Genomic DNA, 18,159 nt, shown 5'->3' with positions numbered 1-18,159 from the left:
CTTCGAACAACAAGAACAACATTCGACGATGCACTTTGAGGACGACAACAATGATTATTTACGGTGTGGCGCTGCTGGCGATCTGTACGCTGGCAGGGGTGATCATGGGCGACATGCTCGGTGTCTTGCTGGGCGTCAAATCCAACGTCGGCGGGGTCGGGATCGCGATGATCCTGTTGATCTGCGCGCGGTTGTGGATGCACAAACGCGGCGGCATGACCAAGGACTGCGAAATGGGCGTCGGGTTCTGGGGTGCCATGTACATTCCGGTGGTGGTGGCGATGGCGGCGCAACAAAACGTGGTCACGGCCTTGCACGGTGGGCCGGTGGCGGTGCTGGCGGCGATCGGCTCGGTGGTGGTCTGCGGCTGCACCATTGCCCTGATCAGCCGGACCCACAAGGGCGAACCCTTGCCCGATGAGCCCACGGAAATGACCCCCGTCGGCACGCCAGTAGGAGGTCGCTGATATGTGGGATCTCATCGAGAAAGGCCTGGAACACAACGGCCTGGTCACGGCATTTGCCTTCGTCGGCGTGATCATGTGGGTATCTGTCATCCTCTCCAAGCGCCTGACGTTCGGGCGCATCCATGGCTCGGCGATTGCGATCGTCATCGGCCTGGTCCTGGCCTGGGTCGGCGGCACCATGACCGGCGGGCAAAAAGGCCTGGCGGACCTGACCCTGTTCTCCGGCATCGGCTTGATGGGCGGCGCCATGCTGCGCGATTTCGCCATTGTCGCCACGGCGTTCGAAGTGCAGGCCACCGAAGCGAAAAAGGCCGGGTTGATCGGCGTGATCGCGCTGCTGCTGGGCACGGTGCTGCCGTTCATTGTCGGCGCGTGCATGGCCTGGGTGTTTGGTTATCGCGATGCGGTGAGCATGACCACGATTGGCGCGGGGGCGGTGACTTACATCGTCGGGCCAGTGACCGGTGCGGCGATTGGCGCGACCTCGGACGTAATGGCGCTGTCGATTGCCACAGGGCTGATCAAGGCGATCCTGGTGATGGTCGGCACGCCGATGGCGGCACGCTGGATGGGCCTGGATAACCCGCGCTCGGCGATGGTGTTCGGCGGCCTGGCGGGTACGGTGAGCGGGGTGACGGCGGGGCTGGCGGCGACGGATCGGCGGTTGGTACCTTATGGCGCGTTGACGGCGACTTTCCACACCGGGCTTGGGTGCTTGCTGGGGCCTTCGTTGTTGTTCTTCATTGTTCGCGGGATTGTTGGCTAGGATTTTGTTTCGCTTGCCATGACGCCTTCGCGAGCAGGCTCGCTCCCACAAGGGATTGCATTCCAATGTGGGAGCGAGCCTGCTCGCGAAGGGCGCGACGCGGTCTCAAGCCTGGCGATTGGCATACATCCGACACTCCGCCAGCAACGCCAGCAAATTCGGGTCACGCTCCTTGGCCTTCAGGAACACCACGCCAATGTGCTGTTGCAACCGATACTTCTCCTGCAACGCAATCAGCTTCACCCGGTTTTCGTACACCGCCGCAATCCTGCCCGGCAGCAACGCATACCCGACGCCCGAGCTGACCATGCTCAGGAGGGTGAAGATGTCGTTGACCTGCATCGCTACCTTCGGCTCGAACCCCGCCTGCTCGAATACCCGCTTGCCGTCCTGATGCGTGGCGAAGCCCTGGGTCAGGGTAATAAAGGTTTCGTCGCGGACTTCGGCCAGGTCGACTTCGGTACGCTGGGCGAACCTGGAATCGGCGGGGGTGGCGAGGAAGATGTCGTCAGAGAACAGCGGGATCTGCTCGCAATCGGGGTCGTTGATACTGTCGTCCAGGGACACCAGGATCGCGTCGACTTCCATGTTCTTGAGCTTGTACAGCAAGTCGAAGTTCGAGCCCAGGATCAGGTCGATGTTAAGTTCGCTGCGGCGGATCTTCAGGCCCATGATCAGTTGCGGCACGGTCTTGACCGTCAGTGAATACAGCGAGCCCAATTTGAAACGCTCGGCGGAGAACCCGGCAGCTTCGCGGGTCAGGCGCACGGTTTCGACCACATCCTGAATCAACTTCTGCGCCCGTTCTTCGAGGACGTAGGCGCTTTCCAGTGGCGTCAGGTTGCGCCCCTCGTGCTTGAACAACGGGCAGCGCAGGGCGCTTTCCAGGGAGTGGATGGCCCGATGTACGCTAACGTTACTGGTCTGCAATTCGGCAGCGGCGCGGGCCAGGTTGCCGGTGCGCATGAAAGCCAGGAACACCTCGAGTTTTTTCAGGGTCAACTCTTCATCGATCAGCATGGGGTGGGCTCTTATTGGGATAACCCGATTGTGCACGCATGCGGGTTGGATCGCGCCATATTGTGCTTTATCGATTTTCGAGGTGGGGTAAACGATGTATCACGGGGAAAGATTGAACGCCTGGACGCATCTGGTCGGGGCCGTGGCGGCGTTTGTCGGCGGAGTGTGGTTGATCGTGGTTGCCAGCCTTGACGGCAGTCCTTGGAAGATCGTCAGCATGGCGATCTACGCCTTTACCTTGCTGGTGTTGTACAGCGCATCGACCGTGTACCACAGCGTGCGCGGACGCAAGAAAGCGATCATGCAGAAAGTCGATCACTTCTCGATCTACCTGTTGATCGCGGGCAGCTACACGCCGTTCTGCCTGGTGACCCTGCGCGGGCCCTGGGGTTGGACTTTGTTCGGGATTGTCTGGGGGCTGGCGCTGATCGGCATCCTGCAGGAAATCAAGCCGAGGTCGGAAGCGCGCATCCTGTCGATCGTGATCTACGCGGTGATGGGCTGGATTGTGCTGGTGGCGGTCAAGCCGTTGCTGGCGGCGCTAGGCACTGCCGGGTTTGCGTGGCTGGCGTCGGGGGGGATTTTTTATACCGTGGGCATCATCTTTTTTGCCCTGGACCATCGCCTGCGGCATGCCCATGGGGTCTGGCACCTGTTCGTAATCGCCGGGAGTTTGCTTCATTTTGTGGCGATTTTCTTTTACGTCTTGTAGGCGAAGCGGCCTTCTTCAGGGACAGGCGAGGCGATCCAATTGCTCCTGGGCTCGACGGCTGAACACCTGCAATAAGTCGTTCAAAGTGTGGGGCGGTGGTTCGGCGGCGCGGGTCACTGCGTACAGGGTAATGGGCAGTGGCGGCGCCAGAGGGCGAATGGTTGTGGTGTCGGGAGACGCGCCGAGGGCGGTGAACGGATCGATCACCGCCACGCCCGCGCCAGACTCCACCATCGCCCGAGCCAGGGAGTAGGTCTGCACGGCGATGCGCACCCGGGGTGGCGGTTCAACGGCTTCCAGGTAACTGTCGAGCCGTGCTGCCAGCGGATCGGCACTGGATAAACCAATCAGCGGCGCATTCGCCAGGGCCATCAGCGGCAATGGTTTTCCCGTCTCTTCCTGTGGCCAGTAACCCCTCGGCGCCAGCGCCACCAGCACGCCGCACGCCAGGGCCTGGGCCTTGAGCCCCGGGTGATCCGGGCGTTGCAGGGTCAGGGCGACATCCACTTCACGCATCAACAGGTTCTGCACCAGTTCGCGACTGTGGGCGCTGGACAATTCGCAGACGATGTCCGGGTAGTGCATAGTCCACTCATGAATGGCCGGCGGCAGCAATGACAGAGCCAGTGCCGGAGTGGCGCCGATGCGCAGGCTGTGACCCGGCTCGCGACGCAGGCTCTGGGCCAGGCGTCGCACGCCTTGCAGGCTTTCGCTGACCTTGTCCACTTCGCGCTCCAGCTCCAGCGCTTCCGGCGTCGCCTGCAACTTGCCGCGCACCCTCAGGAACAACGGGAAGCCCAATTGTTGCTCGGCGTGCTGCAACACCTTGCTCACCGCCGGCTGCGAGACATGCAGCAACTGCGCGGCAGCACTGATCGAGCCGGTCTGGCGGATGGCCTGGAAAATCTCGATATGGCGAAGGCGCATGGCAAGTCCATAACCTTTGTTTATATGTTTAACATGTTTATGCATTGTTCAACGTCTGTCACCTGGTTCTAACCTCGACCATGTTTTCACAACGGTTTTAAGGACGGACATGGCTCAGCGTGTGTGCATCATCGGCGGCGGTGTGATTGGCCTGGCTACGGCCTATGCGCTGGTGCGCGACGGTTTCGAGGTAACGCTGGTCGAGGCACGGGACTCGTTGGGCAGCGAAACCAGCTTCGCCAACGGCGGCCAGTTGTCCTATCGCTATGTCGCGCCCCTGGCCGACGCCGGTGTGCCGTTGCAGGCCATCGGCTGGATGCTGCGCGGCGACTCACCATTGAAACTGCGCCCGCGCTTTGACCCGGCCCAGTGGCGTTGGATGGCGTCGTTCCTCGGCGCCTGCCGACGCTCGGTCAACCGCGCGAACGCCGCGCACTTGCTGCGCCTGGCGCTATTGAGCCAAGCCACCCTGAAGTCCTGGCGCGAGGACGATGGACTGGCGGGTTTCCAGTGGCGGCGCAATGGCAAACTGGTGACTTTTCGTCAGAACAGCAGTTTCGAACATGCGCGCCAAGGTCTGGCCGACCCGCAACAACAGCAAGTGTTGTCGCCGGCCGAATGTGCACAGCTGGAACCGGCGCTGATCGATGCGCCCTTTGTCGGCGCGATCTACACCCCGGAGGAGGAGGTCGGCGATTGCCACGCTTTCTGCCAGCAACTGGCCGCGCGGCTGCAAGCGTCCGGCCGTTGCGAATTTCTCCTCGGGCAAGCAGTGACCGGGATTCGCCATGGCAACGGCAGCGTCAAGGCCATCGAAATGGGGGACCAGGTGCTGCCGGTCGAGCAACTGGTGATCGCCGCCGGACACCGCAGTCCGCTGTTGGCGCTGCCCGGGCTGCAACTGCCGCTTTACCCGCTCAAGGGCTACAGCCTGACCGTGCCCATCGGCGTCGGTCACCGGGCGCCGGACGTGAGCATCACCGACTATGACCGCAAGATCGTCTATGCCCGCATCGGCGAGCAATTGCGCGTGGCGGCGATGGTCGACATCGTCGGCTTCGACCCTGCGCTGGACCCCAAGCGCCTGGCACTGATCAAGCGTCAGGCCCATGACACCTTCCCGGATGCCGGTGCATATGACCAAGCCGTCGAGTGGGCCGGCATGCGCCCGGCCACCCCCAGCGGCGTACCGTTGCTGGGGGCGACGGCGTATCGCAACCTGTGGCTCAACCTCGGCCATGGTGCGCTGGGTTTCACCCTGGCGTGCGGCAGCGGGCGCGTGCTCAGCGAACTGATCGGCGAGCGCCGACCTTCCATCGACCTGCAGGGTTTCAACCACCGGGCTGCCTGAAAAAACATCACCCACAACGGAGAATAACAATGCAAAAAATCACGTTGCTCGCTTGCACCCTCAGCATGTTGCTAGGCAGTCAGGCGCAGGCCAATGAAACGCCGCTGACGGGCACCCTGGGCAAGATCGCCGGTGCCAACAGCATTACCCTGGGCTATCGCGATGCTTCGGTGCCCTTTTCCTACGTGGGTGATCACAGCGGCAAGCCAATGGGGTACTCGGTGGATCTGGCGGGCAAGATCGTCGAACGCATCCAGCAGCAACTGGGGCGGCCTGACCTGAAGGTGAAGTACAACCTGGTGACCTCGCAGACCCGCATTCCATTGGTGCAGAACGGCACCGTGGACCTGGAGTGCGGTTCCACCGGCGTCACGGCCGAACGGCAAAAACAGGTGGCGTTCTCCTATGGCTTCATCTACGTCAAAGGCCAGCTGCTCACCGCGAAGGACAGCGGGATCAAGCGCTTTGCCGACCTGCGCGGCAAGAATGTGGTGACCACGGCCGGCACCACCAACGAGCGCTTCCTGAAAAGCTACAACGTCGATCACAAGATCGGCATGTTCGTGATCAGCGCCAAAGACCACGGCGAAGCCTTCCAGATGCTGCAATCGGGTCGGGCGGCGGCGTTCTACATGGACGACGCGCTGCTCTACGGCGAGCGGGCCAAGGCCAATGATCCGCACAAGTGGGTGGTGGTCGGGGAGGAGCAATCGCGGGAGATCTACAGCTGCATGGTGCGCAAGGACGATCCGCAGTTCCTCGCCCTGGTCAACGGCGTGTTGGCGGACCTGTATAGCTCGGGCGAGATCAATGGCATTTACCAGCGCTGGTTCGAGCAGCCGATCCCGCCGAAGGGTTTGAACCTTGAGTTCCCGATGACCAGCGAACTCAAGGCGATCATTGCCAAGCCGGTAAGCGATCCGGTGCAGTAGCTTTAGAAATCACCCCAGAGTTGCTGGGCCACCGCCAGCGCCACAACCGGCGCGGTCTCGGTGCGCAACACTCGCGGGCCGAGGCGGGCGGCATGGAAGCCGTTGGCCTTGGCCTGATCGACTTCGGCGTCGGACAAACCGCCTTCCGGGCCGATCAGGAACGCCAGGGACGCAGGCTTGGCATGGCTGACCAATGGCTCGGCCACCGGATGCAGCACGAGTTTCAATTCGGCTTCAGTCTGCTTGAGCCAGTCAGCCAACAGCACCGGCGGATGAATCACCGGCACCCGTGAGCGCCCGCATTGCTCGCAGGCGCTGATTGCTACCTGGCGCCAGTGCAGCAGGCGTTTGTCGGCGCGTTCATCCTTCAAGCGGACTTCACAACGCTCGCTGAAAATCGGCGTGATTTGCGTGACGCCCAGTTCGGTGGCTTTCTGGATCGCCCAGTCCATGCGCTCGCCTCGGGACAAGCCTTGGCCGAGGTGGATCTGCAGCGGCGATTCGACCTGGCCGGCGAACTGTTCGTTTATCTGTACCACTACGCGTTTTTTGCCGACTTCCACCAGCGTGCCGCGAAATTCATGGCCGGAACCGTCGAACAGTTGCAACGCATCGCCCTCGGCCATGCGCAGCACGCGCCCGATGTAATGGGCCTGGGCCTCGGGCAACTCGTGCTCGCCAGTGCTCAAGGGAGCGTCGATGAAGAAGCGGGACAGTCTCATGCGTGGTCTCTGTAATTCAAATGTAGGTCTTGCTGACGCCTTCGCGGGCAAGCCCGCTCCCACAGGGTAATGCGGTTAACTGTGGGAGCGGGCTTGCCCGCGAAGGCGTCAGCCCTTGCACCACAGAAACCAGGGTGAAACCAATCAGCCCGGATCGCGGAACCCCGGATGGAAATCCTTCGGCACCGCCACGCTGACGCTCTCGCGGGTGGCAATGTCGATCCCTTCACTGGCGACTTCGGCGAGGAAATCGATCTGCTCCGGGGTGATCACGTACGGCGGCAGGAAATACACCACGCTGCCCAACGGGCGAAGCAAGGCGCCGCGCTCCAGCGCATGCTGGAACACCTTCAGGCCGCGGCGTTCCTGCCACGGATAAGCCTCTTTACTGGCTTTGTCCTTGACCATCTCGATAGCCAGCACCATGCCAGTCTGGCGCACTTCACTGACGTTCGGATGATCGGCCAGGTGAGCGGTGGACGAGGCCATGCGCTGGGCCAGGGCCTTGTTGTTCTCGATGACGTGGTCTTCTTCGAAGATATCCAGCGTCGCCAGGGCCGCCGCGCAGGCCAGCGGGTTGCCGGTGTAGCTGTGGGAGTGGAGGAAGGCGCGCAGGGTCGGGTAATCGTCGTAGAAGGCGCTGTAGACGTCGTCGGTGGTCAGGCACGCCGCCAGCGGCAGGTAGCCGCCGGTCAAGGCCTTGGACAGGCACAGGAAATCCGGGCGGATGCCGGCCTGCTCGCAGGCGAACATCGTCCCGGTGCGGCCGAAGCCGACAGCGATTTCATCGTGGATCAGGTGCACGCCATAACGATCACAGGCTTCGCGCAGCAGCTTGAGGTACACCGGGTGGTACATGCGCATGCCGCCGGCGCCCTGGATCAGCGGCTCGACGATCACCGCCGCGACGCTATCGTGGTTCTCGGCCAACGTCTGCTCCATGGCGGCGAACATGTTGCGCGAGTGCTCTTCCCAGCTCATGCCCTCAGGGCGCAGGTAGCAATCGGGACTCGGCACCTTGATGGTGTCGAGCAGCAGCGCCTTGTAGGTTTCGGTGAACAGTGGCACGTCGCCCACCGACATCGCCGCCATGGTCTCGCCGTGGTAGCTGTTGGACAGGGTGACGAAGCGCTTCTTGTCAGGCGCGCCGCGGTTGAGCCAGTAGTGAAAGCTCATTTTCAGCGCGACTTCGATGCAGGATGAGCCGTTATCGGCGTAGAAGCACCGGGTCAGGCCTTCCGGCGTCATCTTCACCAGGCGCTCGGACAGCTCGATCACCGGCTGATGGCTGAAGCCAGCGAGGATCACGTGCTCCAGCTGATCAACCTGGTCCTTTATGCGCTGGTTGATGCGCGGGTTGGCATGACCGAACACGTTCACCCACCAGGAGCTCACCGCGTCGAGGTAGCGCTTGCCTTCGAAATCTTCCAGCCACACGCCTTCACCGCGCTTGATCGGGATCAGCGGCAGTTGTTCGTGATCTTTCATCTGGGTGCAGGGATGCCACAACACCGCGAGATCGCGTTGCATCCACTGATTATTCAGGCCCATGTTCAGTCTCCTCGAGGCGTTCCGTGACATGCGCGGACTTACAATCGCGCAAGCCTATGCAATGCGTGCCTCGGGAACAACCCATTGTGTCGATTGAGCTACTTTGTATAGGGCGATAGACGTTGCTGGCGGGCGTCTGACGGCTGACGTATCCTTCGCGGTTCTTGGGCCGCCTGGCTCGCAAAACCGCTATTTTTTCCTGAATTTCCGGAGTTCGCTGAATGTCTGTCGGTTGGCTGCGCGCCTGTGCGCTGGTGATGTTGGGGCTGTTCAGCGTGTCTGCGCTGGCAAAGGATAAAACCGCGATCGTGATCGGCGGCGGGGTTTCGGGCCTCACGGCTGCCTATGAGCTGCAGAAAAAAGGCTGGCAGGTCACGCTGCTGGAAGCCAAGCCGAGCCTGGGCGGTCGTTCCGGCATGGCCACCAGCGAGTGGATCGGCAACGACAAGACCCAGCCGGTACTGAACAAGTACGTATCGGAATTCAAGCTGAGCACTACGCCAGCCCCTGAATTCGTGCGCACACCGAGCTACCTGATCGACGGCGTGTATTACACCGCCGCCGACCTGGCCACCAAGGATCCAACCACGGCCGAAGCGCTCAAGCGTTACGAAAAGACCGTGGACGACCTGGCGCGCTCGATTGAGGACCCGCAAAACCCGTCGGCCAACAACACGCTGCACGCCCTGGACCAGATCAACGTGTCCAACTGGCTGGATCGCCTGAGTCTGCCGGCCACGGCCCGTCAGTTGGTGAACCAGCAGATCCGTACCCGTTACGACGAACCTTCGCGTATCTCACTGCTGTACTTCGCCCAGCAGAGCCGCGTTTACCGTGGCGTTTCCGACCGTGACCTGCGTGCTTCGCGCCTGGTCGGCGGCAGCCCGGTGCTGGCCCAAGCCTTCGTCAAGCAGCTGAAAACCATCAAGACCAGCTCCCCGGTCTCGTCCATCAGCCAGGACAAGGACGGCGTCACCGTCAAGGTCGGCAGCGTTGGCTATCAGGCTGACTACGTGGTACTGGCCGTGCCGCTGCGCGCACTGAACAAGATCCAGATGACCCCGGCGCTGGACGCCCAGCACCTGGCGGCGATCAAGGGCACCAACTATGGCTGGCGCGACCAGATCATGCTGAAGTTCAAGACGCCGGTGTGGGAGCCTAAAGCGCGCATGTCCGGCGAGATTTTCAGCAACACTGGCCTGGGCATGTTGTGGATCGAGCCGGCCTTGAAGGGCGGCGCCAACGTGGTGATCAACCTTTCCGGCGATAACGCACGGGTGATGCAGGCGTTCGGCGACAAGCAGATGGTCGATCAGGTGCTGATCCGCCTCCACGCGTTTTATCCACAGGCGCGCGGTTCGTTCACCGGTTATGAAATCCGTCGCTACAGCACCGACCCTTCGATGGGCGGCGCCTACCTGGCCTTCGGCCCAGGTCAGATCAGCAAGTTCTGGCGCCTGTGGGAACGCCCGATCCAGCGCGTAGCCTTTGCCGGCGAGCACACCGACACCCTGTACCCGGGTACCTTGGAAGGCGCGTTGCGCACCGGCCAGCGTGCGGCCAGTCAGGTGGAAGACCTGGCGGCGGGCAAGTCGTTTGAACCGAAGGCCGCTCCAGTCGCCGCCGCAGCGGCAGCCGGCGCGGTAGCGGCGAAGAAGGGTAACTTCTTCACCAACCTGTTCGGCGGCTCGGACGACGAGAAGAAGCCAGAGCCGGTTAAAGCGCCAGAACCCGTAGCCCCGGCGCCTGCACCCGCCCCGGCGCCGACCCCTGCACCTGCTCCGGTCGAACCACCGAAGCCTGCGGCACCGGTGAAAGCGGAGCCTGCGAAGAAGGCCCCGGCCAAAGCGCCCGTGAAGAAGACCGAGACTAAAAAAGCCCCGGCCAAGGCACCGGCGAAAAAGACTGAGCAAGCGAAGAAGCCAGCGGCGACCACGGTTACCAAGGCGCAGTAACGTTCAGGCGTAAAAAAAGCGCGGCCCGAGGGTCGCGCTTTTTTTTGCCATCAAACATGAGGCATCTCGGCGTTGACGGCCAGTCCTACACGCCTCAGCGATATATCAGAGACTTCCCACAAGCGAATCGGAAGGGAATGATGAGTAGCGCTTGACCTTGGACTCTATGCTCTTCAGAAACGGGAGAGCCTATGAAAGAACTGACAGTAATCATCGTATTGATAGCCCTTGCCGGTTGTGCAAATGCCGAGCTTTTTACTGAGGGATACAGTCGGAGATACGGCCATGGACTGGCCTACAAATGCGATATGAATCCGTACGATCCTGACTGTCTACAGCCACCTCCCGTGTACCACAATTAGGCAAGGCAAAGACCACTGAGACCAGGGCTCGATAACGTTCAAGCGCAAAAAAGCGCGGCTCAAGGCTGCGTTTTTTTACGCCTGAAAAAAACCGAGGAGAGGAATCGAATAAAACTTTTGATACAGGTGTTCTCTGGTTTGTATTCACTTCTTTTCACAATTTCGACTTTAATCTTTCCTTAACCCGCGTGATTCAGGCTCTTGATCGTATTTCTCGATATTTCAAAGCGAAATTTTCCGCTTTAATTCGATAGGTAAATCGATAGTCTTGGGGCCAGCACTTACAGGGATCTAGGCAATGCAGCTACGAAACTCTACTTCCCGCTACGGCTGGGTCAGCATTTTCATGCACTGGGGTGTGGCGCTGGCGGTCTTCGGGCTGTTCGCGTTGGGGCTGTGGATGGTCGGGCTCGACTACTACAGCACCTGGCGCAAAGACGCGCCGGACCTGCACAAGAGCATTGGCTTGGTGTTGCTGGGGGTGATGGTGCTGCGGGTATTGTGGCGCTTCATCAGTCCGCCGCCACCGACCTTGACCAGCTACAGCCGCATGACGCGCCTGGGCGCCAAGTTTGGCCATGGCTTTCTGTATCTCAGTCTGTTTGCTGTGATGATTGCCGGTTACCTGATTTCCACCGCCGAAGGTGTCGGTATCCCGGTGTTTGGTTTGTTTGAAGTGCCTGCACTGGTGTCCGGGCTACCGGACCAGGCAGATACCGCTGGCGTGATTCACCTCTACCTGGCGTGGGTGCTGGTAATTTTTTCCGGCCTCCATGCGTTGGCAGCATTGAAGCACCACTTTATCGACCGTGATGTGACCCTCAAGCGCATGCTGGGTCGCAAAGCCTGAAGTTCAACCTCGACTCCAAAGGAAAACAAAGTATGTTGAAAAAGACTCTGGCCGCTCTGGCAATCGGTTCCGCCCTGTTGTCCGCCGGTAGCGTAATGGCCGCTGACTACGTGGTCGACAAAGAAGGCCAGCATGCCTTCGTTGACTTCAAGATCAGCCACTTGGGCTACAGCTTCATCACCGGTACCTTCAAGGACATCGACGGCAAGTTCAGCTTTGACGCTGCCAAGCCTGAAGACAGCAAGATCGAATTCAACGTGAACACCGCCAGCGTGTTCACCAACAATGCCGAGCGTGACAAGCACATCTCCAGCAAAGACTTCCTGAACGGCAGCAAAGCCACGTTCGTTTCCACCAGCGTCAAGCCTACCGGCAAGAACGCCGCTGGCAAGGACACTGCTGACGTGGCTGGCGACCTGACTATCCTCGGTGTGACCAAGCCAATCGTGGTCAAGGCCACTTTCCTGGGTGAAGGCAAGGATCCATGGGGCGGCTACCGTGCAGGCTTCGAGGGTACCTTCAGCCTCAAGCGTTCCGATTTCGGCAAGCAGAAGGACCTGGGTCCATCGTCCGATGCAGTTGAAATGTACGTGACCTTTGAAGGTGTCAAAGCGAAGTAATTTTCGCGCCTGACAAAAAAACGCCCGCTGCTCTCCCGAGTACGGGCGTTTTTTATTGCCCTACACAACCCCCCTGTAGGAGCTGGCTTGCCAGCGAAGGCGTCCCTGAGGTCTGCGCAGAATTCGAGGGCCCCTTCGCCGGCAAGCCGGCTCCTGCAGGTTTTGTGTTTGCGCATAAAAAATGCCCCGGATCGCGAGATCAGGGGCATTTTTCATGGCAGCGACAAATCAGCGATTGCGGGTCAGCAACGCCGGTTTTTCACCACGAGGACGGCTTGGCAGTTGATCCAGCTGCTCAGGTGTCGGGAAGCGATCGGCCTTCGACTCCTTGTGCATGATCTTCGGCGCTGGACCGCGAGGGTTCTGCACGGCCGGTTCCGAACGTGGTTGCTCGTCACGGGCCGGGCGGCGGTTGCGCGAGTCTTCGCGACGGGCCTGGCCATCACGTGGCGCGCCGCTGCGTGGACCGCTGCGCTTGGCTGGCGGGGTGCCGGTGCTGGCGCCATCGCTGTTGCGCGGACCGCTCTGGCGACCGCCCTGTGGCTTGCCGCCACGGGGAGCGCCGGAACCGGCAGCTGTGCCTTGTGCCGGGGCACCCGGACGACGGCCGCGGCCCTGGGCAGGTTTCTGCTGTGGCACGTAGTCGACGCGGTTACCGAAGTTATCGATATCGTCGTCGAGGAATTCGTCCGGCGCACGATCGGCCGCGGCGCGCGGCGGCTGGCTTGGTTGTCGCTGTTCGCGGGCCGGGGTGCCTTCGCGCGGCTTTTGCTGGCGGGCTGGACGCTCACCGCGCTCAGCCGCCGGCTTTTCCTTGCCCTTGTCCTTGCCTTTGTCCTTACGACCGCCACCACCGCCACCGCCGTTCGGACCATCGCCGCGCGGGCCACGTGGATTGCGCGGGTTGCGCATATCCGGACGCTCGCGTGCTTCGGGTTTCTCGGCTTCCACGGCGCTGATATCGAAGCCCATCAGGTCGCCGTCGGCGATTTTCTGCTTGGTCATGCGTTCGATGCTTTTCAGCAGCTTCTCTTCGTCCGGAGCCACCAGCGAGATCGCCTCGCCCGAGCGACCGGCACGGCCCGTACGGCCGATGCGGTGCACGTAGTCTTCATCGACGTTCGGCAGTTCGAAGTTGACCACGTGTGGCAACTGGTCGATGTCCAGGCCGCGGGCGGCGATGTCGGTGGCCACCAGGATGCGCACGGTGCCGGCCTTGAAGTCGGCCAGGGCTTTGGTGCGCGCGTTCTGGCTCTTGTTGCCGTGGATAGCAACGGCGCTCAGGCCGTGTTTGTCCAGGTACTCGGCCAGGCGGTTGGCGCCGTGCTTGGTGCGGGTGAACACCAGGACCTGTTCCCAGGCGCCAGCGGTGATCAGGTGCGCCAGCAGCGAACGCTTGTGGTTGGCCGGCAGGCGGAATACGCGTTGCTCGATGCGCTCGACCGTGGTGTTCGGCGGCGTGACTTCGATGCGTTCCGGGTTGTGCAGCAATTTGCCGGCGAGGTCGGTGATGTCCTTGGAGAAGGTCGCCGAGAACAACAGGTTCTGGCGTTTGGCTGGCAGGCGGGCCAGGACCTTCTTCACGTCATGGACAAAGCCCATGTCGAGCATGCGGTCGGCTTCGTCCAGCACGAGGATTTCCACGTGGGACAGGTCGACGCTGCCTTGGCCGGCGAGGTCGAGCAGACGGCCAGGGCAGGCCACCAGCACGTCGACGCCACGGGACATGGCCTGGACCTGAGGGTTCATGCCGACGCCACCAAAGATGCAGGCGCTGACGAACTTCAGGTCACGGGCGTAGACCTTGAAGCTTTCGTGCACTTGCGCGGCGAGTTCGCGAGTAGGGGTCAGGACCAGTACGCGCGGTTGGCGCGGGCCGTGACGCTGGGATTTGTCCGGGTGACCGTTGGGGAACAACCGCTCCAGGATCGGAAGGGCGAAACCGCCGGTTTTACCAGTACCTGTCTGTGCCGCGACCATCAGGTCGCGACCTTGCAACACGGCGGGAATGGCCCGCTGTTGCACCGGAGTAGGCTCGGTATAGCCCGCTGCCTCGATGGCGCGGACTAAAGCCTCGGAGAGACCGAGGGAAGCAAAGGACATGAGTAATCCTGTTCTAAGTTAGGGCTTGGCCCAATGGGAGTCTTGCCTGGCGCGAATGGCGTTTATGGGGAACGCAATCCCGTCCGGTCCTGCTTCGGTCACGAAGGCTCGTCTGGAGCGCTCGCGCGGGCTGGAAAGCTGCGCTGTAGCGGGGTCGAGATGCCTTGAACGGTTCCGAGCGTCCGGGCGTGAGCCTGGCGGGAAGGCCGGAGTATAACAGAGCAATCACTGCGCGCCGCTTTCCTGCTGCTCAACGGTTTTTTCTGTGTTGGCCGTGGTCCGCGCGGGGTTGACGGTAATGGCCGGGGCGGCGCCGTAGCGCGCGCTGAGTTCGGCGTAGGCCGGTTCGCGCTTGAAACGTTTGAGTTCGGCGCCGAAGCGCTGCACCAGCAGGTCCATGCCGGCATTGCGGCGCACCGCCAGAAACTGGCTCTGCTGACTGATGACTGTGGGGTTTTCGGTGATCTTGTTGCGGATATTCAGTTCGTCGAGCAGGTGCTGGCCCACCCTGCGGTCGGTGATCAGCAGGTCGATTCGCCCGCGCACCAGTTTGCCGAAGTTTGCTTCATGGCTGGGTGCCGGTTCCCGGGTGAACAGGGTCGAGTCCCGAAAGTCCTGGCTGTACAGGTAGCCGGGAGAGATGCCGATGGTCAGGCCGCGCAGTTCGTCGAGGGTACGAAACGGGTGGGGCCGGGCGTTGGCGTAGAACATCACGAACTGGACTTCCGAGAGCGGTTCGCTGGGGTAGAGCAGGGTCGCATCACGTTCTTCGCTGTGGAAAATGTCCAGCGCGCCATCCGCCTGGCCGGTTTCGAGCATCGACAGGCAGCGTTTCCAAGGCAGGAACTGCCATTCCACTTCGATGCCCAGGCGCTTGAAGACGATGGCGGTGGTTTCGTAGTCCAGGCCCAGGGCTTTGCCGTTTTCCTCGTACACGTAAGGTGCCCAGGGTTCGGTGACAATGCGCAATTTCTCGCCCCGAGCGGCGAAGCTCAGGCAAGTGAATACAAGCAGGGTGATGAACTGCGTGATCAAAGGCATGGGCTTGAGATTACGACGAGAAACGCGAAAGAGCCAGAAACTGGTGGCAGATGCTCTAACTCCGTGGATTGCCGCACAATAAAAGTGCCTGAAAGCAAAAGATCGCCGCCTGCGAAAGCTCCTACAGGGATTACACATTTCCCCTGTAGGAGCTTTCGCAGGCGGCGATCTTTTGATCTTGCCTTGATGCTTAACGCGGCAACTTCAGGTTGTTCCACACCGCCAGGCTCGCTTCAGCCTGGTTCAGCGTGTAGAAGTGCAGCCCTGGCGCACCGCCCTGGAGCAGGCGTTCGCACATCTCGGTGATGACTTGCTCGCCGAAACGCTGAATGCTCTGGGTATCGTCGCCGTAGGCTTCCAGTTGCTTGCGGATCCAGCGCGGGATCTCCGCACCGCAGGCATCGGAGAAGCGTGCCAGCTTGCTGTAGTTGGTGATCGGCATGATCCCCGGCACGATCGGAATGTTCACACCCTTGGCCCGCACGCGCTCGACGAAATAGAAGTAGCTGTCGGCGTTGAAGAAGTACTGGGTGATCGCACTGTCGGCGCCAGCGTTGGCTTTGCGTACGAAGTTGTTGATATCGTCTTCGAAGTTGCGGGCCTGCGGATGCATTTCCGGGTAGGCGGCGACTTCGATGTGGAAATGATCGCCGGTCTCTTCACGGATGAATTCAACCAGGTCGTTGGCGTGGCGCATTTCGCCGCTGGCCATGCCCATGCCCGAAGGCAGGTCACCGCGCAACGCGACGATGCGCTGGATGCCGGCGGCCTTGTACTGGCTCAGCAGGCCGCGCAGGTCGGCCTTGCTGTCGCCGACGCAGGACAAGTGCGGTGCGGCCGGGACTTTGACTTCACTCTCGAGTTGCAACACGGTGTTGAGGGTGCGATCACGGGTCGAACCACCGGCACCGTAGGTGCAGGAGAAGAAATCGGGGTTGTACGTGGCCAGCTGACGGGCAGTGGCGAGCAGCTTTTCATGCCCAGCGTCGGTCTTGGTAGGGAAGAACTCGAAGCTGTAGCGACGATCTTGGGACATGGTCATATCCTTGGAAACAAGAACCTTCGAGGCGCTGCAATCCCATGTGGGAGCGAGCCTGCTCGCGAAAGCGGTTTAACAGCCAAGACAATGTGAATGTCAGGGCCTCATCGCGAGCAGGCTCGCTCCCACAGGGAGAGCGAGCAGTCAGCGCCTGTTAGTAGCGGTAAGCGTGCGGCTTGAACGGACCTTCGACGGTCACGCCGATGTAGTCGGCCTGGGTCTTGGTCAGCTGAGTCACGACGCCGCCGAAACCGCGGACCATTTCCAGGGCCACTTCTTCGTCGAGTTTCTTCGGCAGTACTTCAACGGTCAGGCGCTCGGCTTTCTGGGCTGGCGACAGGTCAGCGTACTTCTGGCCGAAGAGGAAGATCTGCGCCAGTACCTGGTTGGCGAACGAACCGTCCATGATGCGGCTTGGGTGGCCAGTGGCGTTGCCCAGGTTAACCAGGCGGCCTTCAGCCAGCAGGATCAGGTAGTCGTCGTTCTGCGGGTCGAAAGCGCCAGCGCCGGTGCGGTGGATCTTGTGAACCTGCGGCTTCACTTCTTCCCATGCCCAGTTCTTGCGCATGAAAGCAGTGTCGATTTCGTTGTCGAAGTGGCCGATGTTGCAGACAACAGCGCGTTTCTTCAGGGCCTTGAGCATGTTCGCGTCGCAAACATTGACGTTGCCGGTGGTGGTCACGATCAGGTCGATCTTGCCCAGCAGTGCTTTGTCGATGCTCTCTTCGGTACCGGTGTTGATACCGTCGATAAACGGCGAAACCAGTTCGAAACCGTCCATGCAGGCTTGCATGGCGCAGATCGGGTCGACTTCGGACACCTTGACGATCATGCCTTCCTGACGCAGGGACTGGGCCGAACCCTTGCCCACGTCACCGTAACCGATGACCAGCGCTTGCTTGCCGGACAGCAGGTGGTCGGTACCACGCTTGATCGCATCGTTCAGGCTGTGACGGCAGCCGTACTTGTTGTCGTTCTTGCTCTTGGTCACCGAGTCGTTGACGTTGATGGCCGGGATTTTCAGCTCGCCCTTGGCCAGCATGTCCAGCAGGCGGTGTACGCCGGTGGTGGTTTCTTCGGTCACGCCGTGAACGCGGTCCAGTACCTGTGGGTACTTCTTGTGCAGCAGTTCGGTCAGGTCACCGCCGTCGTCGAGGATCATGTTGGCGTCCCATGGCTGGCCATCCTTGAGGATGGTCTGCTCCAGGCACCACTCGTACTCTTGCTCGGTTTCACCTTTCCAGGCGAAAACCGGGATGCCGGCAGCGGCGATGGACGCAGCGGCCTGGTCTTGAGTCGAGAAAATGTTGCAGGACGACCAGCGTACTTCGGCACCCAGGGCAACCAGGGTTTCGATCAGCACGGCGGTCTGGATGGTCATGTGGATGCAGCCGAGGATCTTCGCGCCCTTGAGCGGTTGCTCTTCAGAGTACTTGCGACGCAGACCCATCAGGGCCGGCATTTCGGACTCGGCGATGATGGTTTCGCGACGGCCCCAGGCAGCCAGGGACATGTCGGCGACTTTGTAATCGGTAAAATCTGCAGGCGTGATAACAGCGCTCATGAAGAGCCTCCATTCGTAATGTATGCGAATGGGCGCCGTTGTGCGTTTAGTGTCTGGCCGGTGATGACCAAGCAACGCCCCATCCGAGCCTGACAGGTCTAGCCTGCTGCAGCGCCCCTCGGACAGGTGGCGGGAAAACGGTAGCAAGTGAAGATTACCGTTTTGAAACGGGGGCGA

The 18,159-nt window shown here is 61.2% G+C and carries 16 protein-coding genes and 1 riboswitch; of the genes, 8 read left to right on the top strand and 8 right to left on the bottom strand.

Annotated elements, in window-relative coordinates; all coding sequences use genetic code 11:
- Positions 1–50: 50 nt before the first annotated feature.
- Both madL and madM read left to right on the top strand, forming a co-directional pair.
- The gene (gene madL / locus NQL71_RS00915; protein ID WP_046818314.1) at positions 51–467 is read left to right on the top strand and encodes a malonate transporter subunit MadL; all 417 of its coding nucleotides are present in this window, start codon (positions 51–53) and stop codon (positions 465–467) included.
- Position 468: 1 nt separating this feature from the next.
- Positions 469–1,233, top strand: coding sequence for a malonate transporter subunit MadM (gene madM / locus NQL71_RS00910; protein WP_077184688.1), 765 nt, complete (start codon positions 469–471; stop codon positions 1,231–1,233).
- 105 nt (positions 1,234–1,338) lie between these two features.
- Here the strand turns inward: madM and NQL71_RS00905 are convergent, their stop codons facing one another.
- The gene (locus NQL71_RS00905; RefSeq protein ID WP_046818312.1) at positions 1,339–2,253 is read right to left on the bottom strand and encodes a LysR family transcriptional regulator; all 915 of its coding nucleotides are present in this window, start codon (positions 2,251–2,253) and stop codon (positions 1,339–1,341) included.
- 94 nt (positions 2,254–2,347) lie between these two features.
- On the opposite strand from NQL71_RS00905, the gene trhA reads away from it, so the two are divergent.
- Positions 2,348–2,965 carry a PAQR family membrane homeostasis protein TrhA gene (trhA, locus tag NQL71_RS00900; protein ID WP_046818311.1) on the top strand — a complete coding sequence of 206 codons (618 nt, stop codon included), beginning with the start codon at positions 2,348–2,350 and terminating at the stop codon, positions 2,963–2,965.
- Positions 2,966–2,980: 15 nt separating this feature from the next.
- Here the strand turns inward: trhA and NQL71_RS00895 are convergent, their stop codons facing one another.
- Positions 2,981–3,892, bottom strand: coding sequence for a LysR family transcriptional regulator (locus NQL71_RS00895; protein WP_166618612.1), 912 nt, complete (start codon positions 3,890–3,892; stop codon positions 2,981–2,983).
- 109 nt (positions 3,893–4,001) lie between these two features.
- Here NQL71_RS00895 and NQL71_RS00890 point away from each other — a divergent pair, with 109 nt between their 5' ends.
- Complete coding sequence (locus tag NQL71_RS00890; protein ID WP_274642166.1) at positions 4,002–5,243, top strand: D-amino acid dehydrogenase; 1,242 nt, start codon at positions 4,002–4,004, stop codon at positions 5,241–5,243.
- 29 nt (positions 5,244–5,272) lie between these two features.
- Positions 5,273–6,175: a transporter substrate-binding domain-containing protein gene (locus NQL71_RS00885; protein ID WP_274642165.1), complete on the top strand. Its 903-nt coding sequence runs from the start codon at positions 5,273–5,275 to the stop codon at positions 6,173–6,175.
- Between the two features lie 2 nt (positions 6,176–6,177).
- Here the strand turns inward: NQL71_RS00885 and NQL71_RS00880 are convergent, their stop codons facing one another.
- Both NQL71_RS00880 and NQL71_RS00875 read right to left on the bottom strand, forming a co-directional pair.
- On the bottom strand, positions 6,178–6,897 hold the full coding sequence (locus NQL71_RS00880; RefSeq protein WP_077184679.1) for a 16S rRNA (uracil(1498)-N(3))-methyltransferase: 720 nt from the start codon (positions 6,895–6,897) through the stop codon (positions 6,178–6,180).
- Between the two features lie 144 nt (positions 6,898–7,041).
- Entirely contained in the window at positions 7,042–8,448 is a 1,407-nt protein-coding gene (locus NQL71_RS00875) for an adenosylmethionine--8-amino-7-oxononanoate transaminase (protein ID WP_274642164.1), read from the bottom strand.
- Between the two features lie 221 nt (positions 8,449–8,669).
- Here NQL71_RS00875 and NQL71_RS00870 point away from each other — a divergent pair, with 221 nt between their 5' ends.
- The 3 genes from NQL71_RS00870 to NQL71_RS00860 all read left to right on the top strand — a co-directional run bounded on the left by NQL71_RS00870 (position 8,670) and on the right by NQL71_RS00860 (position 12,235).
- A complete protein-coding gene (locus NQL71_RS00870; protein WP_046818305.1) occupies positions 8,670–10,403 on the top strand; it encodes a flavin monoamine oxidase family protein in 1,734 nt (577 codons plus the stop codon).
- 660 nt (positions 10,404–11,063) lie between these two features.
- Positions 11,064–11,615 carry a cytochrome b gene (locus tag NQL71_RS00865; RefSeq protein ID WP_046818304.1) on the top strand — a complete coding sequence of 184 codons (552 nt, stop codon included), beginning with the start codon at positions 11,064–11,066 and terminating at the stop codon, positions 11,613–11,615.
- 32 nt (positions 11,616–11,647) lie between these two features.
- A complete protein-coding gene (locus NQL71_RS00860) occupies positions 11,648–12,235 on the top strand; it encodes a YceI family protein (protein WP_046818303.1) in 588 nt (195 codons plus the stop codon).
- Positions 12,236–12,463: 228 nt separating this feature from the next.
- Here the strand turns inward: NQL71_RS00860 and rhlE2 are convergent, their stop codons facing one another.
- The 4 genes from rhlE2 to ahcY form a co-directional block, all read right to left on the bottom strand.
- Entirely contained in the window at positions 12,464–14,338 is a 1,875-nt protein-coding gene (gene rhlE2 / locus NQL71_RS00855) for an RNA helicase RhlE2 (protein ID WP_046818302.1), read from the bottom strand.
- A 225-nt stretch (positions 14,339–14,563) separates the two neighbouring features.
- Positions 14,564–15,379: a substrate-binding periplasmic protein gene (locus NQL71_RS00850; protein ID WP_046818301.1), complete on the bottom strand. Its 816-nt coding sequence runs from the start codon at positions 15,377–15,379 to the stop codon at positions 14,564–14,566.
- Positions 15,380–15,569: 190 nt separating this feature from the next.
- Positions 15,570–16,415, bottom strand: coding sequence for a methylenetetrahydrofolate reductase [NAD(P)H] (gene metF / locus NQL71_RS00845; protein WP_008057037.1), 846 nt, complete (start codon positions 16,413–16,415; stop codon positions 15,570–15,572).
- Positions 16,416–16,572: 157 nt separating this feature from the next.
- Positions 16,573–17,982 carry an adenosylhomocysteinase gene (gene ahcY, locus NQL71_RS00840; RefSeq protein WP_046818300.1) on the bottom strand — a complete coding sequence of 470 codons (1,410 nt, stop codon included), beginning with the start codon at positions 17,980–17,982 and terminating at the stop codon, positions 16,573–16,575.
- Positions 17,983–18,005: 23 nt separating this feature from the next.
- Positions 18,006–18,108: riboswitch (S-adenosyl-L-homocysteine riboswitch) on the bottom strand.
- Positions 18,109–18,159 lie beyond the last annotated feature (51 nt).

The sequence above is a fragment of the Pseudomonas serbica genome (genome assembly GCF_028823535.1).
Taxonomy (GTDB): domain Bacteria; phylum Pseudomonadota; class Gammaproteobacteria; order Pseudomonadales; family Pseudomonadaceae; genus Aquipseudomonas; species Aquipseudomonas serbica.
Note: the sequence above shows the minus strand (reverse complement) of the source record. Positions and strands in the feature narration are given on the sequence as shown.